Raw genomic sequence first — 23,702 nt, 5'->3', positions numbered from 1 at the left:
TTCTATCTCTCATGCGTCCCGTTTCTTGATACCGATGTGCACCGCCGCAATCCCGCCAGTCAACGGATAGACGCGCACCGATTCAAATACACCTTCTTCTTCCATGATGCGTGCCAATTCCTTGTAATCGGGAAATTGAACCAATGATTCCGGCAACCAGCGGTATTGCTCGTACCGTCCTGCCAACCATTTGCCCAGCCAGGGTAGAATCCGTCGAAAGTAGAGATAGTACACCGCGCGAAACGGTGCCCAGGTCGGCTTGGATAATTCCAGTGAAACCACCTGACCACCCGGTTTGACCACACGGGCCATTTCACGCAACACATGACGGTAATCCGGCACGTTGCGCAAGGCAAAGCCGATCGTCGCGTGGTCGAAGGTGTTGTCCGCAAACGGCAATGCCATCGCGTTGCCGTGAATCAAGCGGATTTGCCGGTCAAGTCCCCTTTCGCCAATTTTTCTTTCCGCCACTTTCAGCATATTTTGGCTGAAATCCAGCCCCACGATCTCTCCCGTCCCCGACGCCTCCGCGAGCGCGATTGCCCAGTCGCATGTCCCGCAACAGACGTCGATGGCGGTATCGCCCGGCTTGACTGCCATCATCTTCATGGTGAATTTGCGCCAAGCCTTGTGACGCCTGAAACTGAGGATCGTGTTCATCTGATCATAGCGATGGGCAATACTTTCAAAGACACTGTGGACAAACTGCTCTTTCGACCGAAACATTTGGTCCTGATCCACCGTCATGATTTCACCCTTCCCGGAGTAGCGGCTCTCCCAATACCGAAGCAAATCTGCGCTGGATCGCCTCCGCCCATTCTTGGTGCGCTACCGACTGCTTTGCTCCCTCCAACCAGGATTGGATCTCCTCCAACAGGACGGTCGGAACCGATTCGTCAACCGACCACGGAAATGTCTCTTTCACGCGGGGCGAGACGAGATAATCGAGCGCCATCAACCGCTCCGCCAGTGGGCGCCATGGATGGCCCCATCTGTTTTCTACATGAAAAAAATCGGCCAACGCCGCAAGCAATTCGCCCCGGATTCGCCGAATCAAAGGAAGCCACACCGAGGATGACGTTCGTGTATCACCGCGCAACGCATACAAACGCATTTTCGCTTCGTTGATGCGGCAGGTTGCCTGGGCTAAACATGCTACGGCTTCCACTTCTCCCTGCTCGCTCAATAAACGGTAAAACTGACTGGAATAATAATCACCCGCCAACACTGTGAGTTGACGTATGCGCATTTGCTCTTCCGTTTGCGGCTTGTCCAGAGAGACCGTTTCGTGAATGTCCAAGGCCATCTGCAACAAAGCAGTCGCCGTACACAGCCGGCGAATCCGCGATATGGGCAGTTCATGCGACTTCAACATCATATAAAGTACCTGCACAAAAAAAGATGGCACATGAGGTCGGCCAAGACAGCGCTTGACAAACGGGTTTTCTGCATATTGAGCGACTTCTTCCACGATGAATTCCCATTCGGTATGTACGGACGTCATGTCGCGCCCCCCACCTACAGACAGATCAATGACACGTGATGCTTCTCGTCCAGTATACCATAATTTTGGCGAAGCGACACGAATCTCCTCTTCCTGAACGGTTTATCAGTATCGTTTCACCTCAAAAAAACGTTCCAGATATTGCAGGTACGACCGTCCGGACTCCTGATGCACCACGGGGCTCTCACGCAGATCCACCCGTGTTGCCCGTACCGTCATCAGCAGTTCTGGCGTGGCCGGAGATGCATTATATACCGTCAGACGCACCGATGCCACATTGTCCGTCTGCGTGAGTGTACGCTGAATCAAGAGATATATCTCCCGGTACCGCTCATTTGTCAAACGGGTGGTCGACAAATCCAGCGATAAATTGTTGCGCTCCCACTCCACGTGGTGAAGCCGCATCTCCATCGGTTGACGGGATAAAAAATCGACCAACGTTCCTTCCGTCAAATGAATCGGCTGTTCCACCTGAAATACGGGAAGCGAACCGCTACCACGCTTTGACATCACCGGCGCCAATGACAACAATACGGCCAGCATCACGGACAAAAACACCGACGCAAGCAACGCCCGGGCCAATCGCTTCATGGCCCTTCCCCCTTTCCCCGTCCTAAAGACCATTGTATCGGAACGGTGGGGAAATCATGCCTTCCTGTGTTCACTCATCCGTGTCGATCGTTCCATATCGCGTCAAAATCGTCGCCTTGCCGCGAACCTTGATTGCCGAAGTGTGTTCCGTAAATTGCGCGATCATCACTTCTCCTTTGTCCAGCTTTTCCGAGTGATGAAACCGTGTATCCTTGCCCCTTGTCAACCCGATTACATTGACCCCGTTTTCTCTCGCCTTGATCACGATATAATCGCTTGTAATCGGTTCCATCCCCATCGCCTCCTCTATTGATCAATCACACTATGCCTCATTCGCCGACGCCCTGTCAATGGAGAATCGAGAATAAAAGAAAAAGACCCTCCGACCGTTTACGGAGAGTCTGGTTTGGTCGGGCTAGCCGGATTTGAACCGACGACCTCTTGCGCCCCATGCAAGCGCGCTACCAAGCTGCGCCATAGCCCGACATCGTTCCAAGATATATCCTGACGCAGAAGCGACAGTTATAAATATATCTCGGAACTGTGTTTCTGTCAAGGGTTGTCGGGCAAATTTTTTTATCGAATCCCGATCAGACTCAGCGCCTCCGCACGGGCCGCAGCATTTTCGGCGAATATACCGCGAACGGCCGATGTGACGGTTTTGGAGCCTGGCTTTTTCACGCCCCGCATCGTCATGCACATGTGTTCGGCCTCCAACACGACAATCACTCCGTGAGGATCCAGTTTATCCATGATCGCATCTGCTACGGTAGCGGTAATGCGCTCCTGCAATTGCGGACGCCGCGCAACAGCCTCCACCGCCCGCGCCAATTTGCTGAGACCGGTCACACGTCCGCCACGGGGAATGTATCCGACATGTGCTTTTCCGTAAAAGGGAACCAAATGGTGTTCGCACATAGAGAAAAACGGAATATCCTTCACCAAAACCAACTCTTCATGCTCTTCGCTAAATATGACTGAAAAATATTCGCCAGGATCCTGATCCAATCCAGCAAACACTTCCTCATACATTCGAGCCACACGAGCCGGTGTATCCCTCAGACCTTCCCGATCCGGATCCTCTCCGATCGCCTCCAGGATCATCCGCACCGCGGTCTGAATCTTTTCGTGATCCACTCGCATATTTCATTTCGCCTCCACATAGTCTGTCCGTTTGACACTGATTCCTATCCCGACTGTCACTGGAGCAAATCATCAAAACGTCCTCGCCATTATACCATATAATAAAAAGGCCCGGGATACGGGCCTTGACGTTCATATGTACCCCCACAGGCCGTGACCTGTGATTAGTACTTTTCATTACTTGTTCACTTCGTCCTTAAGCGCTTTGCCCGGTTTGAAAGCCGGAACCTTGCTGGCCGGAATCGTGATTTCTTTTCCGGTTTGCGGGTTGCGCCCTTTGCGGGCAGCGCGTTCGCGTACTTCGAAGTTGCCAAACCCGATCAGTTGCACTTTCTCACCGTTTTTCAGCGCTTCGGTGATGGCTTCCAACACGGCTTCAACGGATTGGGTGGCATCTTTCTTCGTCATTTGGGTTTTTTCCGCCACTTTGGCGATCAATTCCGTTTTGTTCACAACCCTCACCTCCTCTCTCAAGACCCCCTTCGCTTCACCGCCTACCGCACCTTCCAATGCTGGAAAGTAGGCGATCCTAAGGCGGTCGTGAGGGACAAACCTATAGTAATACAGACAGTGGGGAGAATTCAAGGGGATTCGCGTGTATCTTTGCGAAAAACAAAGCAAAAAAAGCACTCCGAATGAGCGCTTTTTCAAAATGAATCCATTTTTATAAGATGATGGCGATCAGTCCGCCCGAACCTTCGTTGATGATCCGCTCCAATGTCTCTTGTAGTTTGTACCGGGCGTTTTCCGGCATCATCGACAATTTGGCTTGAATCCCTTCCCGCACGATCGAATTGAGCGATCGGCCGAAAATGTCCGATTCCCAAATTCTCAGGGGATCCTGCTCAAAGTCACGCATCAGGTAGTTGACCAGTTCTTCGCTTTGCCTTTCCGATCCGATGATCGGGGCAAACTCGGAATGCACGTTCACCTTGATCATATGAATGGACGGTGCTGTTGCCTTGAGCCGGACCCCGAACCGAGAACCCTGTTTGATCAGCTCCGGCTCATCCAACGTCATTTCGTCCAGCGTCGGCGCAGCTACCCCGTAACCGGTCGTCCGGACCATCTTCAGCGCTTCAGCTACCTTGTCATATTCCTTTTTGGCCCGCGTGAACTCCACCATCAACTCCAACAGGTGATCCTTGCCACGGATTTCGACCCCGACCACCTCGGTCAGGATTTGATCGTATAATTCATCGGGCGCGTACAGATCGATCTCAGCAATTCCTTGACCCATGTCCATACCGGAGAGAGCGGCCCGGTCGATGAAGTCGTACTCTGCAAATTGGTCCACCACAGCATCGACATCGCGCAGACGACGGATATCCTTCACCGTTTCACGGACAGAATTCTCAAATTCTTGGCGCAACCAGTGGTCCTCATCCAGCACCATCACCCAGCTCGGCAGGTTGACATTTACCTCATGAACCGGAAACTCGAAGAGCACTTCTTTCATCACTAGCAGAATCTCTTCTTCACCCATGTTGGCCACCGACAGCGCCATTACGGGAATGTCGTATTTCTCGCTCAGCTGCTGTCGGAGCGCCTGCGTTTGTTCCGAGTAGGGGCGGTTCGAATTGAGCACCATGATGAACGGCTTGCCGACTTCTTTCAGCTCTTCGACCACCCTCTCCTCCACTTCTTCATACGCATAGCGGGGGATGTCGGTAATGCTGCCGTCCGTCGTCACCACCACGCCCAACGTGGAATGCTCTTGGATCACCTTGCGCGTGCCGACTTCGGCCGCTTCCTGGAAAGGAACGGGATCGTCAAACCAAGGGGTGTTGATCATGCGTGGACCGTTTTCATCCTCATATCCCTTGGCCCCTTCGATCGCGTAGCCGACGCAGTCCACTAAACGGACATTGATGTCTAATCCTTCGCTGACATGAATGTTGACCGCCTGATTGGGCACGAACTTTGGCTCGATCGTCGTAATTGTCTTGCCCGCCCCGCTGTGCGGCAGCTCATCTGTCGCCCGTATGCGGTCGGATTCTTCGCTGATGTTAGGTATCACCACTTGCTCCATAAACCGTTTGATAAACGTCGACTTCCCGGTGCGCACCGCACCGACCACCCCGAGGTAAATATCCCCTCCCGTTCGTTCCGCAATATCTTTGAAGATATCGATTTTTTTCACGAGAACCCCTCCTTCAATGGTTCCGTTACCATGATCAACGGATTGTCGCCGGTGCGAAAAGGGCGCTCCCCTCCCCTCCGCTGTTCCCGTACGATTTTTGGACACTATAAATATATGAGGTCATTTTCCCTTTATGATATCGGTCAAAAAAAAAGAGCCGCTTTTTGCGGCTGAGATCGCTTACAAGTGGTTGAACTTCCATGATTTCGAGCGCGTGTCTGGTAAATCCGTGAGGGAGCTAATGCTTTCCAGGTGAGCGAAGACCCGAAAAGTTCAGAAATGAAATCGCGGGTAACTTCCTCTAAAGAGAAGCGTACTTTTGACCGCGTCATGCGCTCCGGATCGGGGCGGCCATGACTTTCTCCTTGAGGGCACAGCGATGCGGGAAAGCATTTGGACCATCATCACCAGACACGCTCTAGAGAGAGGGTCCGAGTTTCCCATTGTTGTGTGGAGCTTCAGACGGGAAATCGGAGCCCTCGGACATTGCCATCAACCTGAACCGTATTTTGCGGCTGTGATCACCAACGGAACGGCGTTTGGGGAGTACGGTCGTCGTCTTTATCTTGTAGTTTGGTGCGAAACCCAACCACTTTCACCGACGCTGACAGCCTTCCCAGCAGAAAAGCGGCCAACACCAATACCACGGTCAACGCATTTGTCTCCATCCGCCTCAGTCCTTTGCAATTAAAATCAGATCTGTTTGCTTTCACATGTATGAATACCGAGGGACAAATATGCTTACCGTGACCACCCCAGGCCATAACCAGGAACGTCTACATCGGAAAACGTTACCGCCTGATAGATTGGGTTAGACACACCTTAGCCAACGAATTTACCGGACACGCTCCAAGACCGGCTCCCCTTTTTCCAACCGCATCGGTGGTGTATGTGCCGGAAGGAACAACGACTGTTTTTCCAACCAGCCTACCATGTCGGTCCCTTCGGGGAGACGCTTTGTAGACCGCTGCAGGTATTGCATCACATCCATTCGGTAATCCACGTACAGCCGCCCTTTGTCGTCAATCAGCAATGGAAGCTGCAATTGGGGATGGTATGGACTGGGAATCATCACCGGGTCCGTCTTCAACACCCGGTAATCGATCGTATAGAATCCGTTGCCTACCGAGGAGGCGAATGGCCATTTCCCGTTTTTCTCATGATAAACCTGTATGGCTGGCTGAAACTCCCGCAGCTTCTCCGTCACCCGCAAATCATACAGACGGATCGCCAACTTCTTGTCCACCACCGTCAGCACATAAAGGAAATCTCCACCCTGCTCAAACGCACTGGGCGGAATTTGGCTGATATAGCCTTGCAGTTTGGAAAAATCGATGATGTATTTCCCATACAGAAATGGTTCTTGCGGTGCGCTTTCCTTGATGGGCAACCGATTCCCCTCGTTTTTTCGATATGCATCCACCGCCGCCTGCACCGTCGCCACATGCTGAGGTATATGTGCGACATCCTGACGCAGATTCTGCGGATACATGCACCCCGTCATCATGAACAGGAAGATGATTAATACACCGATCCACCCGATCTGCCGTTTCATCGTCCATCCTCCTCTTACAAAAACGAACGAAACCCGAACAAAATAGCCAACATGAAGGCCAAAAAGGCGAAAATTTTCCAGAACCCCTGCCAGATTCGCCTCCGGCTTAATCTGGACAGCGCGATCAAAAAATTGGCCAACACCAGCAGAAACAGCGCCATCATCACATCCACGATATGGTTCCCTCCTCGTTTCTCCTACAGTATAGCAAATCCACGGATGCCTACCAACGAAACGGGCGATTGTCCTTACTCTTCTCTGGTGCAAACGCATAGGATAGGGTGACAAAAGCCCGAGTGGAGGAAATTTCGTTGAAACCGACAAATACGCGTAACAAAAAAGCGAAACCGAGTCCCCATCGTCGCGCGCAAACCCGCAAGCCCCGACAATCCACGAACAAACCGGTTCAAGCCGAACCGCTCTCTTCACTCAATCTCGCCAGCATCATCTCCGGGTTTGCCAATGTCCGTTCGACTCTCCAGGACTTGAGTCAATCAATCCAGCGAATCGAACGCATCATGGACTCGGCGTATCAGATGTTTGAACTGGCTCAACACTTCATTGCCAACAGACGTGGGCCACGCCGCCCCCTGTTTCCCTTCGGCCCGCCCAGTGGCTTCCGAAACCGTCCACCGTCTCTGCCGTTTTTTGGCGGCAACCCTGGCAACCCCGGCAACCCCGGCAACCCCGGCAACCCCGATAGCCCCGGTCCTCCTTCGCCTTTGGGATCATTGGGCAATCTCGATATGAGTCAACTGTGGAACCTGCTGCAATCCCCTCTATTGCAAGCCTTTCTGAGATCGTTTGCCAGAGTGAGCGAATTGCCCGAACACAAAGACAAACAACAGCAAAAACAGGGGTAACGCCAGTTGCGTTACCCCTTTTATCTGCCCATTACCGCTTCAGCAAACTGAGTCTGGTCCCTAACCCGAATTCTAAGAGCTGATATTGATCGGTAATGGTGCTGTACTTACAGGATATGACGTTCTCCACAGAACTGGCACCCAACAATCGCCCAATCCTACCAGCCTTGGACAATTTCCTCCATCTCGTTGGTCCTGCCGCGGCACATCAGATCTTCCACTGCTTGGCGCGGATCTTTCCGGTCGAACAGCACCGCGTGCAATTCGTTGGTGATGGGCATCTCCACCTGATATTGCCGAGCCAAACGGTAAGCGGCTCGGGTCGTTTTCACACCCTCGACCACCATCCCCATACGTTCGAGTACCTCATCCAAGCTCATACCCTGGCTGAGCATGTGCCCCGCGCGCCAGTTGCGGCTGTGACGACTGGTGCACGTGACCACCAGGTCCCCCACACCGGCCAGTCCGGCAAATGTAATCGGACGGGCTCCCATCGCCATGCCCAATCGGGTTATCTCCGCCAATCCGCGTGTGACCAAGGCGGCTTTCGCATTGTCTCCGAAGCCCAGTCCGTCGGATAAACCCGCACCCAATGCGATGATGTTTTTGAGTGATCCTCCGATCTCCACTCCCACCATATCGGGATTGGTGTAGACGCGGAAATACGGATTGATCAGGTAGGACTGCGCCATCTCTGCCGTTTGTTGCCACTCGGATGAAACCACTACAGTCGTGGGTGATTTTTTCGCCACTTCTTCCGCATGGCTCGGTCCCGACAATACCGCGATTTTCTCCCGAAGCGCGTTCGGCAGTTCCTCCTTCAACACTTCCGACATCCGTTTAAGTGAATCCAGCTCAAATCCTTTCGACGCATGGACAATCAATGCGTCCTTCCGCACATGGGATGCCGCTGCACGCGCAACTTGACGCATCGACTGCGACGGAACCACGAAAAGCACCAACTCCCGGTCACGTATCGCTTCTTCTATCGATGTCGTGGCACGGATTGACCGGGGCAAATGGACATCGGGTATGTATCGGGAATTGCGGTGATGCTCATTGATTTCCCGCACCGTAGATTCCCGTCGGGCCCACATGATCACTTCAAAACCATTGTCCACCAATACCGTCGCCAGGACAGTTCCCCAACTGCCCGCTCCCAGCACGGCGGCCATTTTCTTCCGCATGGACTTCCCTCCATCCGATCATTCCTATTGTCGGTCCTTCGATCCCAACCGGCGTTCGGTTCCATTCAGCAACGCGCGAATGTTGCGGGAATGACGGATGATGGCCAGCAGTGCGATCACCAGACTCACCGTAAAATAAGGAGAAGGATATCCGATCCAGCCAATCATGATCGGCAAACCGACAACGAAGATCAAGGAGCCGAGCGAAACGTAACGTGTCAAGGCGATGGAGGCGATTGCGAAAATCCCGGAAATCAGTGCTGCTTGAAAAGTCAGAACCGCCATCACCCCGATGGTGGTCGCAATGCCCTTTCCTCCGCGAAAACCAAGGAATATTGGCCAATTATGTCCTACAATCGCCGCCAAGCCAGACAAGATCATGGCAGCATGGGAGCCGTCTAACCAGTATCCCAATCCGACAGCCAACATTCCCTTAACGCCGTCCAGTAGAAAAACCAAGGCGGCCGGCCCTTTCCCCACAACGCGCAAAGTATTGGTGGCTCCCGCATTACCGCTGCCATATTGCCGGATATCGATCCCCTTGGCCAACCGTACGATTACATAGCTGAAACTGATGGAACCGATGAGATAAGACAACAATACTGCTAGGCCAATCATGATCGTCTCCCCTCAAACCTCGAGTTTCGTCTCGTTTCTATTCGTTTCGTTTACGCAACAACAATCGTATGGGCGTTCCGTGGAAACCGAACGCTTCGCGCAAACGATTTTCCAGATACCGTTGATAGCTGAAATGAGCGAGCTCGGGATCATTGACAAACAACACGATTGTCGGCGGTTTCACGGAAACTTGGGTGCCGTACAAAATCCGCAGACGTCTCCCTTTGTCCGACGGCGGTGGTGTCGTCAGTACCGCATCGGTCAACACTTCATTTAGCACCGAAGTGGACACGCGCATCGCATGTTGTTCGGCTACCTCATTCACCATCGGCAAAATCGTGTGCACCCGCCGCTTTGTTTTGGCGGATACAAACAGACTGGGCGCATAATCCATGAAGTGGAACTCGTCCCGAATCTCCCGGCGAAAACGGTCCATCGTCTTGTCATCTTTTTCGACCGCGTCCCACTTATTCACCACAAAAATGGACGCCCGCCCCGCCTCATGCGCATAACCGGCAATCCGCTTGTCCTGCTCAGCAATTCCGCGCTCCCCGTCCAACACCACCAGGACAACATCGGAGCGTTCGATTGCTTTGAGCGCGCGTAAAACGCTATACTTCTCGGTGGTTTCGTACACCCGTCCTTTTTTGCGCATACCGGCTGTATCGATCAGCACATACTTTTGTCCGTCCCGCTCAAATGGCGTGTCGATCGCGTCCCGGGTTGTACCTGCCACCGGGCTGACAATCACCCGTTCTTCCCCCAAGATCGCATTGACCAACGACGATTTGCCGACGTTGGGTCGGCCGATCAAACAGACACGGATCGTATCTTCGTCGTACACTTCCTCTTCCAGATTGGGGAACAACTCGACGATGCGGTCCAGCAAATCCCCCGTCCCCGTACCATGCAGGGCAGAGATTGGAAACACATCTCCAAAACCCATTTGGTAAAAATCATAGATCACTTCCCGATGGTTGGGATGATCCACCTTGTTCACTCCAACGACCACCGGTTTGTTGGAACGATGAAGCAGACGCGCCACTTCCTCGTCGGTTGCGGTCATCCCTGCCTGACCGTCGACGAGAAACAGAATGACGTGCGCCTCTTCGATCGCTAACTCGGCCTGGTGTCGGATATGCTCCAACATCTCGTCATCGCCGCCAAACTCCAATCCACCGGTGTCAATTAGATGGAAGGAGCGCCCGTTCCATTCTCCGCGGCAATAGATCCGATCTCGGGTGATCCCTGGTTTATCTTCCACGATCGCGATTCTTTCCCCTGCTATCCGGTTAAAAATGGTCGATTTTCCCACATTGGGCCGACCCACAATCGCTACTACTGGCAAACTCATCTGCTACCTCTCCTCAAATCGTACAAATCCGAACCTGACAGTCAGACATACCTTATCTTATCCGTAATAACACGATTAATCAACCAGAAAAGCGGCCTGAACCGCTTTCTCCAACTATGTGGGATGTATTCCGGTCCGGGATACCATGCGTGGAAACCCGTCCAACTCCGTTTACTCAGATCGCGAATAACTGGACACACCCCTGTCAAATCCCGACTTCTCCCGCTCCATGTAACTGCTGTTTAACCTGTTTCACCAAAGAGACCAACATCGGGTAACTGCGTGTGACACCCCAAGCAGCGATTGGCCGGCCGATGAAACGGAGGCCATAACGCCTTGACAATGCTCCTCCCACTTTAGTCATAAATGTGATACAATTCAACGCGCCCACAAAGTGAAAGGACTCGGGTTCGGCCCCCGCCAACGCCAACATGGACTTGATCGTTTGAAGCGCTTCCGCGGACTGGCCACCCAAGCCCAATGTATATACGCAAAACCCTTTTTCGTCCTTTCCTTTGTAGAAAAGAGACCCGAGATATCGGTCGTCGGATCGGTCGAAATCGGGTAATGTCATAATCTCGCGCACGCCGGGAACCCGTGAATCCGGCAGTTTCCCCAAATGAATCGCGGCGGCGATAACGGAAGAATGTGCACTGCCGTAACAATGATAGATGATGTTCACCGTTTCAGCTCCTTTGCCACTTGCGGGAACAGGCGCGGTAATTGCTTTTCTAGTTCATCCCATGATTGCACCTTTGGACTGCGGGATGTTAAAAGGATCATTTCCCAGTCAAGCGGAGAAGCCCCGACCAGCGGCAGGAAATGATGGATGGCCATCTCCACAATCTTTCCGTTTTTCCTGACACCACCGAAAAACAACGAATGACCATCCTCACTCGAACCTCCCGGCCACAACCGGCCCACTTGAGCCCAATCCATTCCAGTTTTTCGTCCCCATGTCACGACGTCTGCCGAAACCCAATCTATCTGCCAGCGATGGTTTTCCCCATAAGCCGCCACCAGCGCAGCGGCTCCGTCATCCTCACTGAGATATATTCTCCTCTTCATGAATGCCTCACGACGATGATAGTCTCCGGCTCTAATTCATGTACCATACCGTCCAATATTTGACCCAGAGTCGCACCCAGCTTCTGCACCTCTTCTATTGATTGCGCCAAAAATACGGGAACCGCGCCATTGCCTACACGGTCAGGTTTACAGGAAACAACGGCCAATATGGATTGTGCAATGGTGATATCGATCATGACCATCCCCGCCTGTCTGACGAATTGATGTGATGGAGGGTCTCCGTCGGCATACGGACAGCACTTTCCAGCACCGGTACACGACCCACGGCGTCGATGATTTTATGCTCATCCTTTTCTTGCGGCAGCACCAGAATTCCCAATCGACCGTCCTCCAACTTCCTTTTGGCGATCGGCACCAGCCCAGCCTCCCCGGTATCTCGGTAAACCCCCAGCGTGGCCGAAACATCGTGTAAAATGGCCTGACGTTGTCCCATATTGGCCAATGTAATCACACTATCAGCACTCAACGGCTGAACCACCACACCCACTCCGTGTTGACCAATCCGCTCCCGGTCCTTTTTCAGCCCCACGTTCATCAAATGAATGTCATCCACAAACAAGTTAGCCCCCTCCCAACGAAGGGTTCCGAGACGGATTTCGGCAATTTCCCGTAGGAATCTCCCGGTTCGCAAGCGAGATGCTACAAAGATCATGACCAATCCCGCGATCACACCACCGTACCAGTGATGAATGATCACCACAGCAAGGGATGTGATAAACGACGAAAAAATAACCAGATAGTTTCGCCCCTCAAATACCATGGCGATTCCCTCGATATAGGAAGCGCCGCGCGGCACCAGTTCCATATGATCCAATTTGGACATCGTTTCCCGTTCCATGTTGCGCACTTCGCGAAATTGTTGTGCTGCCAGGGCCAAAAACGTGATCGCCGTATAGTTGCGGTCCAACAATGCGGGAACAGCGACAGCACCCATGCCAGCTGCGATCAGCCCCAACGACAAATGGATTACGTGCCCGTGCGGATATGTGGGGTACTGCCGATAATCCGTCCGCAACAAGAGCATCCGTGTCGCAAAACCGGCCAACACTCCGATGATCACCGCCCATGTGTATAGATCCAAGTGCATTAGGTGCATCAGCCCTTTTATCATTCGATCCAAACCTCCCCATCCTGATCAACGCGTTGTTCGAAACAGCCGCACACGAACCCAATCAACCGCTGCTTTCCCACACACATGCACGATCAACCATCCCGTCAAAAAGATCACCACCGTATCCATCCATGCCCCGTCCCCGATATGAAGCGGCCGAAACATCTGCCGATGAAGCGTCAACCATATTCCATCTGCGATCAACAGCCCACCCAGAACAGCGACTGTTCGATCAATCCAGTATTTATGCCCCGTCCACAGAAGTAACCATAGCAAGCCCAACATGCCCCCATGAACCCAGATGCCCGTAAATGCCGGACGTGTCCAGGACCATTCCCTGATCAGGAAGAAAACCACAGCGGTCATTGCCATACTTACCAACAACTTTCCCCATTCGTGACGGTCGCTTTTGGTCAACAACACCAAAAACCCCGACGCCAACCACAACCAAGACAATTGAATATGCACGTCCGGCGTGATTTGCACTTCCAACGGAAATACCAATCCCCATGACAATAACCATCTTTGGAATCGTTTTGCATCTTCCACATGGAATGCTTGATGGATCTGCGGCAACCAACCGGTGACTGATAAAATCCATACGGTCCAGACGCAAAGTTGCGCCGGAATACCCGGTGCCAATGTCAAAACGCTCCTTTGAATGAAAAATGATTCCATCTCACCGTATCATGTAGTATGCGCCTTGATCTGTTTTTTAGCATGAAAAAACCGGCGAACTGAAAAGCTCGCCGGTTTTCGGCATATGGCCGGAAAACTTATTTCAAACGACGGAGTTGGTCACCGAACACATCGCCCAACGTGACATTCAATCCGCCATTATTGTTGTTGCGATCAATGTTTTGCAATTCTTTGCGCGCTTCTTCCTGTTCGGCATCCTTGATGCTGAGGCTGATCCGTTTTTGTTCCGGCATCATATCCAGCACCTTGACGCGCACTTCTTGCCCTTCTTCCAATACCTCCGCCGGTGTGGCAATATGCTTGCGGGAAATTTGCGAGATGTGAACCAATCCTTCCACGCCCGGATACACCTCGACAAAGGCGCCAAAGGAAACCAGACGTTTCACGGTTCCGGTAACCACATCGCCGGCTTTGATCTCATCCCCTACTTTTTCCCACGGACCCGGTTGCGTCTCTTTGATGCTCAAGCTGATCCGCTCGTTGTCGCGATCCACTTTGAGCACTTTCACCTGTACTTTGTCACCTTCGGCCAACACATCGGACGGATGTTCCACCCGGTTCCAAGCCAACTCGGACACATGAACCAGGCCATCCACGCCCCCGATATCCACGAACGCGCCGAAGTCAGTAATCCGTTGAACCGTCCCCTCGATCACTTGGCCTTCCTGCAAGCTTTCAAGGGTGGCCCGTTTCTTCTTCTCGGCTTCCTCTTCCAAAACCGCTTTATGGGATAGGATCAACTTGTTTTTGGAAGGATCGATTTCGATGACTTTCAGCGGCAAGGTGCGTCCTTTGTATTCGGAGAAATCTTCCACAAAGTGACGCTCCACCAAGGAGGCCGGGATAAAGCCGCGAACGCCGACGTCTACGACCAGACCGCCTTTGACGATATCAGCCACGGTCGCTTCCAGCGTTTCACCGGATTCAAAATTTCGTTGCAGTTCTGCCCAAGCACGTTCGGCATCCACCGCACGTTTGGACAGGATCAATTTATCTTCCTCGTCGTTGACGCGCAGCACTTTGACCTCCACTTCCTGTCCTTCCTGCAAAACGTCGGACACTCGATCCACATGGAGGCTGGACAACTCGGAAATCGGGATCACACCGTCAAATTTGTATCCGACGTCCACCAATGCCTGGTTGTCCTCCACCTTGGTCACTTTGCCCTTGACCACATCCCCACGCTTCAACGGAGCCACTTCTGCCATCTCGGATTTCATTTCTTCCACCATGACGACACAACCTCCTCATTTCCCTGCAAGCTGATCAGTCAATCTATCCTCTCCAAAAAATAGAGAGCGAATGAAAACGAACGACCCGCCCGCCAGCTGACACTCCGACGAGCTGATCCCGATGACAGGGATCGTTTTACGTGATGGCTGTTCCTTCCCCATCACAACCCCTTACGATCCGGCATTTGCACGAAACAAACGGGTGATTCCCACTAATTCGCAAGAATGGGGAAATGCCCACTCCTGGATTTTTTCAAGAAGAAATATGCTTTCTCCTTTTCAGAATGCCCAAGAACAACGGTAACAATATGACCAGTCCGCCGATCATCCCGACGGCTGCACCTAGTTTCCCCAATCGCCAAGCCACAGAGAGCAGTAAGAAACCGACCAAAACAAGGAGTATCATTCGTGAAAGCTGTTTAGCGACCATCAGCGGTGGCTGCCGCAAACGGAGCGACAATAGGAGCCATACAACCAGGACAGCCCCAATCATCACCTTCATCGTCCGCTACCTTCCTCAATCAAACGGCGGATTTCCTGCATGATCCGTTTGGTCGCTTCCTTGGTCGTCTCTGTGCTTACCTTGGTCTCCAACCATGGTGTCAGATCAACGGGGGGACCGAAACGAACGCGGATGGGACGAAACAATCGGTAAGGGCCGATGATGGCTGCCGGTACGACGGTCGCATTGCTTTTCAACGCGAGGAATGCCGCACCAGGTCGGCCTTCTCCCAACTCCCCGGTTTTCGATCGCGTCCCTTCTGGAAAAATGACCAAAACCCGATTCTGTTCCAACAGTGCCAGGGCATGCTTGATCGCGCGTTTATCGGATGCTCCCCGTTTGACGGGAAACGCTCCCAAAGCTTGAATCAACTGTCTGAGCAGCGGTACGCGAAACAACTCCTCTTTGGCCATGAAATGCACCTTGCGCTGAAGTGCTGAACCAACCAATGGAGGGTCCAGATTTCCAATATGATTGCAACAGACGATAACCGGGCCGTCAGCAGGGATGTGATGCGCCCCATCAACTTTCCAACGGTACACCAAGGCGAAAAAACATCGGCATACCCAACGCGCAAAAGGATATAACATCTTACTCTCCACCGCCCACTTTGGTTCGACAGAGTTCCAAGATTCGTTCCACCACATCGTTGATGGAATGGGACGTGGTGTCGATTTCCACTGCGTCATCCGCTTTGCGCAAAGGGGCGTGTTCGCGAGTGGTGTCCGCTTCGTCCCGTCGTCGAATCGCCTCTTTCAATTCCTCCAAATCCGCGGAAAAACCGCGACGCATCATTTCCAAATGACGCCGACGGGCACGCTCCTCGATGGAAGCGGTCAAAAACACTTTCACATCTGCATCGGGCAACACATAGGTGCCAATGTCCCGGCCATCCATGACGACACCGGTCGTTTGTGCAATCGCCCGTTGTTTCTCCACCAATGCCTCCCGGACACCGGGGATTCGGGCCACTGCCGACACCCGAGCTGTCACCTCGGGGGAGCGGATCTCTTCGGTTACACGGACACCATCCACCCAAATGTCTGTCGGATGAATATCGATTTTGGCCTGCTGCGCCAAACGCGTCACAGCCACTTCATCCGACGGATCCACCTGCTCTCGCAGGACTTTCCAAGTGATCGCCCGATACATGGCACCAGTATCGACGTACGTGAGTCCCAGCCGTTCCGCCACTTTTCGGGCGACCGTACTCTTCCCGGCACCTGCCGGGCCGTCGATCGCGACTGAAAAAGACTTCATGCACATGATTCCTCCCGTGACTTGCTCCACACGGTTAAAGTAACAGAGGCACTTCCTTTTGTCGCTGTGGGCTTCTCGCTTCATCTGGCGTGGCGATCCACATCCATCCACGATGGCTTCGTCCAAGCCTGGATAAGCGGGATGAAATGAAAACGAGCAGGTCGAGCCTGCTCGATTGTGGATAACTTTATTCGATTCAACTCGATTTCAAGTGATCCCCTATCGAAAAACTCCGACCGTGAGACAGACAGCGATTTCGCAATCCGCTATGTATTCCATTGTAGTCAACTCTGATTTTAGGTTACCACAAAACCCTGTCCCGCGCAATGACCTTCTCCATTTTTTTCTGTCATTTCCCATGAGGGAGCAATATCTTCGTCCTGTCAATTGGAGAGCAAAGGATAGGGACCGTATCCCCGGAGAATTCCTCGGATCAACGGCCCCATTTAAAATTTCGCGTACAACCGAGACATTCTGTTTTAACTCACTCTACCCGCATCCTACAAAGGCAGACATCCACCGCGAGCCACTCCAGCTGTCATCACAACTTGCTCGTATCCGCCTTTTTCACCTTATCCACGAATTCTTCCCGTCCGTTGTCCGCATTGATGAAAATGCGGTACTGGTCGTCTCCCAACCATCCGACAAACTCATAGCACAGGACGGGATTGCCGTCTTCACCGTAGATGACCGCCAGATTACTCTTCTCCAAATTAAGCCGGGGGTTGACCGCCTTTTCCGCCTGCTTCGCAGACAGACGAGGACGGTGAAGTTGTTTCATCACAGGATGATTGAATACATAATCATTGGCCTGCAGCGCCATGATCTCTCCATTGTCCAACGCTACCTTCACCGTGACGGATTCCGGGTAGATTAACGCTCCCCGTTCTTGATGGACATACGTAAAGGTGGCCGTCTGTTGCGAGGAATCATACGAAATGGCCCGCATCGTCGGATAGCCCAGCCGGTTTAAAAACCGCGCTGCTCGATTCTGTGCTTCCCCGATTGACAACCGTTGCCGCTCCACCGGTCTGTCGAACATCAACCACACCAAATATCCACCTTTTTTGGTGAAGTCCGCATATACCATGTAACCGTCCTCCCGCTTCAAACGGGCGGAGTACGTTTGAAAATCCCCTTTGCGGTTTTCAGTCACCACAATTCCCCTCGTGGTCGGCCGACCCAATACAAACGCCAGCTTGTTTTTCACTTCCTGCACCGTTGCCGGTTTTCCGGAAAGCCGCACATATTGTTGTTTTTCCCTGGCTTCCTGGTTGTTGATGGTGGGACCCCAATCCACTTCAGAATAACCCTCCATCGTTTTGTCCACTTTGCGGAAACCGTCAATGATGGTCGTGTCCATCTTCTTCCCTTCCGTGGCCAGCGCCAGTTCCACGTCCATCCAACGTAAATTGCGCGACAACACTTGGGACTGCACTTTTTGCAAATCCGTCTGCACCTGACTGGCTCGTTCATACAATGCCCTAAGGGTTCCCCACTCTTTATCCGTCAACGGCTCTTTTTCAAGATCTCTCAATCCGATGTGAAAAGTGAAATTGCCCACCTTGGACAAAAAATCTTCTGTCTTGTTAAATGGCATCAAGGTCAGAGGCAGTTGTGCAAGATCGCTCTGTGCGGCATAAGTGAGCCGCCAGACATTGGTTAAGCGGTTGACCATGGACGGTCGCGTGTGCAGAACCAACGTTTTGCCCAATTCATCCTGCAATTGATCCATGTGGAAGTTAAGCTCGTGAAACGCCCGCTGATACTGGTTTTCCGCTTTGATGAGTACCGAATTCTTATCCTGATTCTCTTGATAACCCCACACCACCGTACCGATCAGCGCGATCACGGCAATGGGAAACAATATCGCGGCTATGCGTCTGTACACGTCATGATTCCTCCCTCTTCAACGGCAGAAAATATGTTTGCCGATCCGTTTGACCTGCGGACGATTCCAGATCCATCCGGATGTGGCTGTAGCCGGATTGAAATAGTACAAACATCCTGGCACGGGATCCCAACCGTTGATCGCGTCCATCGCCGCTTTTTTGGCGGTGGCGTTGGGCGTCAACCAAATTTGACCGTCCGATACCGCTGTAAACGCTCCTGGTTCAAAGATGACACCCGGGATACTGTTAGGAAACCTGGGTGACGCCACTCGATTCAGAATGACGGCGCCGATGGCGACCTGACCGATATACGGCTCTCCTCTTGCTTCTCCGTAAATGGCATTGGCGAGTAACTGGATATCGTTCGCAGAATACTTTCCGCTGTATTTGCCTACACGGGCGGCGGAAGTGTCAAGTGAACCGGTGAGACAGAAAACGAGGGTGAAACAACTGACCAAGAGTAAAACGCGCACCGGAAACTTCCGCTTCATGATTTCCCCCTCCATACCGACTGAAATTGCCTTTGGAGGTAGTCTGAACCTATGATTCCCCCTTTATGCAACAAAAAAAGCCGGTTAAAACCGGCTGTAACTGGCTGACAGTGACTTACGAGACACTGTCTCTCGGACACGTTCAAGCGAGCAGTCACTTTGTCAGCATCGTTCGGTGTGGATATCAAAATCAGTTTGATTATCGCACAAACATTGCTTAAAACCCGTTTCGATTTGACCCTTTCGCATGCGACCTTTGAGTACGAAACGCTCTCCACAGCGCTTGCAACGAATCCGTACCCAGTATTTGTCTTTGCTCATATTCCGTTCACCCTGCTCCGTTGCCGTGTATCATCATTATTACCCAAATCCATAACCTACGATACAGATACTTTACCCGATATGTGTTCGGCAATTTTTGCCCCATGGAAGCGTCCGTTTTCGATGAAGATCTTGTTGGCGTCATGTCCGGCAGCGATTACCCCCGCGATATAAAGTCCCTGTACGTTGGTCTCCATCGTGTCGGGATTATGGGTCGGTTCTCCCGTTTCCGGATCAAACGTCACACCCAATCTTTCCATCAGGGAACGGTCTGGTCGGTATCCGGTCATCGCAAATACCACGTCGTTGGCAATTTCCAATCGCCGCCCCTCCTGTTCAAGAACGACAGAATCCGGTTTGATTTCACGAATTTCGCTGTTCCAATACATATTGATCCATCCTTTGCGGATCGCACTTTCGATTACCGGCTTCAGCCACGCTTTAACACTATCGGTAAACGCCGAGCGGCGATAGGACATCGTCACCTTGGCCCCGACTCGATGGAGCTCCAACGCGGCGATAACCGCCGAGTTTTTCCCTCCAACTACCAGCACTTCCAATCCGGAAAACGGATGTCCCTCTTCAAAATAATGGTGCACTTTGGGCAGATCTTCTCCGGGTACGCCCATCAGATTAGGGTTGTCGTAATAACCGGTAGCAACGACGACGTGACGTGTTCGATATCGGAGCGATCGGCCATTTTTCTCCGTCTGCACATCAAAAATGCCGTCGTTGCCTTTTTCCACGCGCACCACTTTTTCGTACGTATGGATGCGTAAATCAAATTTCTCCGCTACCGTGCGATAATAGACCAACGCCTCGTGACGGGTCGGCTTTTCACGTGCAGTCACGAACGGCACATCCCCGATCTCCAGCAATTCCGGGGTACTGAAAAACGTCATATGTGTAGGAAAATGATAAATCGAATTGACCAAGCATCCTTTTTCGATCACCAACGGGGAAAGTCCCCGGTTTTTCGCTTCCACCGCAACAGACAATCCGCATGGTCCCGCTCCGATGATGATCATGTCTTCCATTGTTTCACCACCCCTTGATGATGAAAACACCCTGAGCCAGGGTGTTTTCTGTTCAGTGATTCTTTATTATTTTATTATACCCAACCGCGGAAACGGGAAGCTTCGGCCATTTTTCGAACACCCACCATATATGCGGCAAGGCGCATGTCCACGTTGCGGGATTGCGCTGTATGGTAGACGTTTTCAAACGCTTTGACCATGATTTCTTCCAGTTTCCGCTCCACTTCTTCCTCGGACCAATAATAGCCCTGATTGTTCTGTACCCATTCGAAATACGAAACCGTCACACCGCCAGCACTGGCCAACACGTCAGGTACGAGCAAAATTCCCCGCTCATGCAGGATACGCGTCGCTTCCAAGGTGGTCGGTCCGTTGGCCGCTTCAACGACAATATCGGCACGGATACGATGCGCATTGGATGCGGTGATTTGGTTTTCCACCGCTGCCGGTACCAAGATGTCACAGTCCAACTCCAGCAATTCCTGGTTGGTGATTGTATCTTTGAACAGCTTGGTTACCGTGCCGAACGAGTCCCGACGATCGAGGAGATAATCGATATCCAAACCGTTTTCATCATACAACCCGCCGTAGGCATCAGAAATACCGATAATCTTAGCCCCGGCATCACTCATAAACTTCGCGAGGAAGCTACCAGCATTGCCGAATCCTTGGATCACGACCCTGGCGTTTTTGAGGTCCAGGTTGCGCCTCTTGGCCGCTTCACGAATCATGATCGTCACGCCTTTGGCCGTCGCTGTCTCCCTGCCTCGAGATCCACCCAGCACGAGCGGTTTGCCGGTAATGAATCCTGGGGAGTCAAATTCACGGATTCGGCTGTATTCATCCATCATCCACGCCATGATCTGCGAGTTGGTAAACACATCCGGCGCGGGAATATCTTTTGTCGGACCTACAATTTGGCTGATCGCCCGCACATAGCCGCGTGAAAGCCGTTCCAATTCACGGAAGGACATCTGCCGCGGATCGCAGACTATACCACCTTTCCCACCACCATACGGCAGATCGACAATCCCTGCTTTCAGACTCATCCAAATCGAAAGCGCTTTCACTTCATTTTCCGTTACATCCGGGTGAAAGCGCACACCTCCCTTGGTTGGACCGACCGCGTCGTTGTGCTGTGCGCGATAGCCGGTAAACACCTTGACGGAACCATCGTCCATCCGTACCGGAATCCGGACCGTCAACACGCGCAAGGGCTCCTTCAACAGTTCGTAAACATGCTCCGGATAACCCAACTTTTCCAGCGCCTGTTTGATCACGATCTGCGTGGATGCGAGTACGTCGAGGTTTTCTTTCGATTCCACAGATTCGTTGGTCCTTTCAGACTGTTGTCCCATCCCTAACCACCTCAAAAAAAAAGTTCCCATCAGTCCAATGCTCAGTATACACTATTTTTCAATAAAACATGGGCGTCCTTACACAGTATACAACACATCCCACATGGAAGGAACACCATTTGTCTTGACGAATCCATGAAAGGAGTCAAAATCGATTTTAGGGAACGCTTACTGGAAACAGGGGAAAATCGTAGAAGAAAGGATCAAACTTCATGAAGCGAACAGCTTTACTTCTATTTGCCCATCCCGATGACGAAACATTTACATGTGGCGGTACGATCGCTAAATATGCCAAAGACCCTGGTGTGCAAATCGTGCTATATTGTGCCACGAGAGGCGAAGCTGGCAAGGTGGGAGATCCTCCCTTATGCCGTCCCGAAGAGCTAGGGGATGTGCGCGAAATCGAATTGGCACGCGCAGCGGAAATTCTCGGCATCGATACAGTCATCCAACGGAATTTCGGCGACGGGAAGCTGTCTCACTTACCTGGGGAAGTGTTGGTCAAGGATATTTTGCAGGTAGTGGAGAAAGTCCGCCCTGACGTCATCGTCACTTTCCCGCCTGAAGGCATCTCGGGCCATGCCGACCACCGCGCATTGCACCAAGCTGTCGTGCAAGCCTGTGATCATGTGAAAAACCGCCTGAATTTCAAATTGTACTATGTGGTCATCCCCCAATCAGCAGTACATGAAGGGGGACCCATTTACACCACACCTGACGATGAAATCACCACATCGATCGATGTGACGGCCAACCGACAGGCGATAATGGAAGCATTGCGCCAACACCGTACCCAGCACTTATCCATCGAACGCGTGTTTCCAGGCGTGTTGGCCGGAGACTGGCAACGACTGCGCACGACGGAATATTATCAACTGGCAATGCAAAACGGTCGTTGGCTGTTACGACCGGATTGGAAGGAAACAGGTTGGTGGTGAAAAGTGCAGGAGCCGACTCCCTATATAAAAGGGGAGTCGGCTCCTTTTGTGTATGAACATCAAACATACGCACCTGACCGATGCGTACGCCTATTAACCAAAATAGCGGATCAATTGCTCGATCGCATGTTGCGTCATCACCGGTTTTCCGTATTCAGCCAACATATGTTCGGTCACCGTGGAAGGTTCTCCGAATTCGGTCAGAATGGCGATGACGGCTTGCAAATTATCCGTTTGGATTTCTTCGTCAAATACGAGGAAGTATTGATTCTGGTAAGCATACACTTTGCCGCCCTCGCGGATCAAAGACTGCAAGCGGATCGCCGCCTGAATGAGGTCTTCGAAATCGGAAAAGCGGAAAATGATCTGCTCACTTTCCTCCAGCGTTACTTCTAACTCATACATGTCGTCCACATCGAGATCGTCATCGGTCTCAGGGGTACGACCGCGGGTGACGACAACCACCATCCCCTGCGTCGGAAGGGCAAACACTTCTACCGCCACAGGCCCCGCAATCTCGAACCCCAGCTCCTGATACGCCTGTTCCATCATGTCGTTGAACAGTTCGTGCACCTTGGGGATATCTCGCCACATGTCCTCCTTGTTGATCCCACGATCTAGTAGATCGTCCATGGATAAGTAGAAGCGGACCTTGTCACGCCCTAAACGCTCGACGCGCATGGGTTTACCCTCCCTCGCTGGAGACCTGCTCTATACAGCGTATGAGGGTGAATACCGTTTCGTTACGCAATCAGGTCTCCATTTTTCTCTCTTTAATTCCATAATACATCATATGTACGGGAAATGCACCCAA

General features: G+C 52.2%; 28 protein-coding genes, 1 tRNA gene and 1 pseudogene. 2 read left to right on the top strand and 28 right to left on the bottom strand.

Annotated features, from left to right (window positions below; all coding sequences use genetic code 11):
- Positions 1–9: 9 nt before the first annotated feature.
- The 11 genes from NWF35_RS09935 to NWF35_RS09885 form a co-directional block, all read right to left on the bottom strand.
- Positions 10–747 (bottom strand): demethylmenaquinone methyltransferase, encoded by a 738-nt coding sequence (locus NWF35_RS09935; RefSeq protein ID WP_301238895.1) that lies wholly within the window; start codon positions 745–747, stop codon positions 10–12.
- Between the two features lie 4 nt (positions 748–751).
- Entirely contained in the window at positions 752–1,504 is a 753-nt protein-coding gene (locus NWF35_RS09930) for a heptaprenyl diphosphate synthase component 1 (RefSeq protein WP_301238894.1), read from the bottom strand.
- Positions 1,505–1,609: 105 nt separating this feature from the next.
- Positions 1,610–2,095 carry a hypothetical protein gene (locus NWF35_RS09925; RefSeq protein WP_301238893.1) on the bottom strand — a complete coding sequence of 162 codons (486 nt, stop codon included), beginning with the start codon at positions 2,093–2,095 and terminating at the stop codon, positions 1,610–1,612.
- Positions 2,096–2,165: 70 nt separating this feature from the next.
- A complete protein-coding gene (gene mtrB, locus NWF35_RS09920; RefSeq protein ID WP_301238892.1) occupies positions 2,166–2,387 on the bottom strand; it encodes a trp RNA-binding attenuation protein MtrB in 222 nt (73 codons plus the stop codon).
- 115 nt (positions 2,388–2,502) lie between these two features.
- Positions 2,503–2,579 (bottom strand) — tRNA-Pro (locus NWF35_RS09915).
- Positions 2,580–2,671: 92 nt separating this feature from the next.
- Positions 2,672–3,238 (bottom strand): GTP cyclohydrolase I FolE, encoded by a 567-nt coding sequence (gene folE / locus NWF35_RS09910; RefSeq protein WP_301238891.1) that lies wholly within the window; start codon positions 3,236–3,238, stop codon positions 2,672–2,674.
- A 177-nt stretch (positions 3,239–3,415) separates the two neighbouring features.
- Positions 3,416–3,691, bottom strand: a complete 276-nt coding sequence (locus tag NWF35_RS09905; RefSeq protein WP_205494954.1) for an HU family DNA-binding protein — start codon at positions 3,689–3,691, stop codon at positions 3,416–3,418.
- 211 nt (positions 3,692–3,902) lie between these two features.
- Complete coding sequence (gene spoIVA, locus NWF35_RS09900; RefSeq protein WP_301238890.1) at positions 3,903–5,381, bottom strand: stage IV sporulation protein A; 1,479 nt, start codon at positions 5,379–5,381, stop codon at positions 3,903–3,905.
- Between the two features lie 521 nt (positions 5,382–5,902).
- On the bottom strand, positions 5,903–6,049 hold the full coding sequence (locus NWF35_RS09895) for a hypothetical protein (RefSeq protein ID WP_301238889.1): 147 nt from the start codon (positions 6,047–6,049) through the stop codon (positions 5,903–5,905).
- A gap of 167 nt (positions 6,050–6,216) precedes the next feature.
- Positions 6,217–6,936 (bottom strand): YphF family lipoprotein, encoded by a 720-nt coding sequence (locus NWF35_RS09890; RefSeq protein ID WP_301238888.1) that lies wholly within the window; start codon positions 6,934–6,936, stop codon positions 6,217–6,219.
- Between the two features lie 14 nt (positions 6,937–6,950).
- Positions 6,951–7,109, bottom strand: coding sequence for a hypothetical protein (locus tag NWF35_RS09885; protein ID WP_301238887.1), 159 nt, complete (start codon positions 7,107–7,109; stop codon positions 6,951–6,953).
- Positions 7,110–7,247: 138 nt separating this feature from the next.
- On the opposite strand from NWF35_RS09885, the gene NWF35_RS09880 reads away from it, so the two are divergent.
- Positions 7,248–7,799 (top strand): hypothetical protein, encoded by a 552-nt coding sequence (locus NWF35_RS09880; RefSeq protein ID WP_301238886.1) that lies wholly within the window; start codon positions 7,248–7,250, stop codon positions 7,797–7,799.
- 158 nt (positions 7,800–7,957) lie between these two features.
- Here the strand turns inward: NWF35_RS09880 and NWF35_RS09875 are convergent, their stop codons facing one another.
- The 16 genes and pseudogenes from NWF35_RS09875 to NWF35_RS09800 form a co-directional block, all read right to left on the bottom strand.
- Positions 7,958–8,986 (bottom strand): NAD(P)H-dependent glycerol-3-phosphate dehydrogenase, encoded by a 1,029-nt coding sequence (locus NWF35_RS09875; RefSeq protein WP_301238885.1) that lies wholly within the window; start codon positions 8,984–8,986, stop codon positions 7,958–7,960.
- 24 nt (positions 8,987–9,010) lie between these two features.
- The gene (gene plsY, locus NWF35_RS09870; RefSeq protein ID WP_301238884.1) at positions 9,011–9,604 is read right to left on the bottom strand and encodes a glycerol-3-phosphate 1-O-acyltransferase PlsY; all 594 of its coding nucleotides are present in this window, start codon (positions 9,602–9,604) and stop codon (positions 9,011–9,013) included.
- A 37-nt stretch (positions 9,605–9,641) separates the two neighbouring features.
- Positions 9,642–10,958 (bottom strand): ribosome biogenesis GTPase Der, encoded by a 1,317-nt coding sequence (der, locus tag NWF35_RS09865; protein WP_301238883.1) that lies wholly within the window; start codon positions 10,956–10,958, stop codon positions 9,642–9,644.
- 205 nt (positions 10,959–11,163) lie between these two features.
- On the bottom strand, positions 11,164–11,640 hold the full coding sequence (locus tag NWF35_RS09860; RefSeq protein ID WP_301238882.1) for a DUF3189 family protein: 477 nt from the start codon (positions 11,638–11,640) through the stop codon (positions 11,164–11,166).
- The gene (locus NWF35_RS09855) at positions 11,637–12,026 is read right to left on the bottom strand and encodes a hypothetical protein (protein WP_301238881.1); all 390 of its coding nucleotides are present in this window, start codon (positions 12,024–12,026) and stop codon (positions 11,637–11,639) included. Before NWF35_RS09855 ends, NWF35_RS09860 begins: the two co-directional genes overlap by 4 nt.
- Entirely contained in the window at positions 12,023–12,223 is a 201-nt protein-coding gene (locus NWF35_RS09850; RefSeq protein ID WP_301238880.1) for a capping complex subunit for YIEGIA, read from the bottom strand. The genes NWF35_RS09855 and NWF35_RS09850 overlap by 4 nt, the downstream gene beginning before the upstream one ends.
- On the bottom strand, positions 12,220–13,158 hold the full coding sequence (locus tag NWF35_RS09845) for a YIEGIA family protein (RefSeq protein ID WP_301238934.1): 939 nt from the start codon (positions 13,156–13,158) through the stop codon (positions 12,220–12,222). Before NWF35_RS09845 ends, NWF35_RS09850 begins: the two co-directional genes overlap by 4 nt.
- Before the next feature lie 24 nt (positions 13,159–13,182).
- Positions 13,183–13,800 carry a YphA family membrane protein gene (locus NWF35_RS09840; protein WP_301238879.1) on the bottom strand — a complete coding sequence of 206 codons (618 nt, stop codon included), beginning with the start codon at positions 13,798–13,800 and terminating at the stop codon, positions 13,183–13,185.
- A gap of 134 nt (positions 13,801–13,934) precedes the next feature.
- Positions 13,935–15,089: a 30S ribosomal protein S1 gene (gene rpsA, locus NWF35_RS09835; protein WP_301238878.1), complete on the bottom strand. Its 1,155-nt coding sequence runs from the start codon at positions 15,087–15,089 to the stop codon at positions 13,935–13,937.
- Positions 15,090–15,342: 253 nt separating this feature from the next.
- Positions 15,343–15,591 carry a hypothetical protein gene (locus NWF35_RS09830; RefSeq protein ID WP_301238877.1) on the bottom strand — a complete coding sequence of 83 codons (249 nt, stop codon included), beginning with the start codon at positions 15,589–15,591 and terminating at the stop codon, positions 15,343–15,345.
- The gene (locus tag NWF35_RS09825) at positions 15,588–16,181 is read right to left on the bottom strand and encodes a lysophospholipid acyltransferase family protein (protein WP_301238876.1); all 594 of its coding nucleotides are present in this window, start codon (positions 16,179–16,181) and stop codon (positions 15,588–15,590) included. Before NWF35_RS09825 ends, NWF35_RS09830 begins: the two co-directional genes overlap by 4 nt.
- A 1-nt stretch (position 16,182) precedes the next feature.
- Positions 16,183–16,851: a (d)CMP kinase gene (cmk, locus tag NWF35_RS09820; protein ID WP_301238875.1), complete on the bottom strand. Its 669-nt coding sequence runs from the start codon at positions 16,849–16,851 to the stop codon at positions 16,183–16,185.
- A gap of 541 nt (positions 16,852–17,392) precedes the next feature.
- Entirely contained in the window at positions 17,393–18,742 is a 1,350-nt protein-coding gene (ypeB, locus tag NWF35_RS09815) for a germination protein YpeB (RefSeq protein WP_301238874.1), read from the bottom strand.
- 18 nt (positions 18,743–18,760) lie between these two features.
- Positions 18,761–19,117: pseudogene (locus NWF35_RS09810) on the bottom strand (cell wall hydrolase); the annotation flags it as partial.
- A 494-nt stretch (positions 19,118–19,611) separates the two neighbouring features.
- Entirely contained in the window at positions 19,612–20,592 is a 981-nt protein-coding gene (locus tag NWF35_RS09805; RefSeq protein ID WP_301238873.1) for a YpdA family putative bacillithiol disulfide reductase, read from the bottom strand.
- 74 nt (positions 20,593–20,666) lie between these two features.
- Positions 20,667–21,950, bottom strand: coding sequence for a Glu/Leu/Phe/Val family dehydrogenase (locus NWF35_RS09800; protein WP_301238872.1), 1,284 nt, complete (start codon positions 21,948–21,950; stop codon positions 20,667–20,669).
- 212 nt (positions 21,951–22,162) lie between these two features.
- Between NWF35_RS09800 and NWF35_RS09795 the strand changes: the two genes are divergently transcribed.
- Positions 22,163–22,888, top strand: a complete 726-nt coding sequence (locus NWF35_RS09795) for a PIG-L deacetylase family protein (RefSeq protein ID WP_301238871.1) — start codon at positions 22,163–22,165, stop codon at positions 22,886–22,888.
- 93 nt (positions 22,889–22,981) lie between these two features.
- On the opposite strand, the gene NWF35_RS09790 is transcribed toward NWF35_RS09795, so the two are convergent.
- A complete protein-coding gene (locus NWF35_RS09790) occupies positions 22,982–23,569 on the bottom strand; it encodes a genetic competence negative regulator (RefSeq protein WP_301238870.1) in 588 nt (195 codons plus the stop codon).
- Between the last annotated feature and the right edge of the window lie 133 nt (positions 23,570–23,702).

Origin of the sequence: Polycladomyces subterraneus, assembly GCF_030433435.1 — a bacterium.
Taxonomy (GTDB): domain Bacteria; phylum Bacillota; class Bacilli; order Thermoactinomycetales; family JIR-001; genus Polycladomyces; species Polycladomyces subterraneus.
Note: the sequence above shows the minus strand (reverse complement) of the source record. Positions and strands in the feature narration are given on the sequence as shown.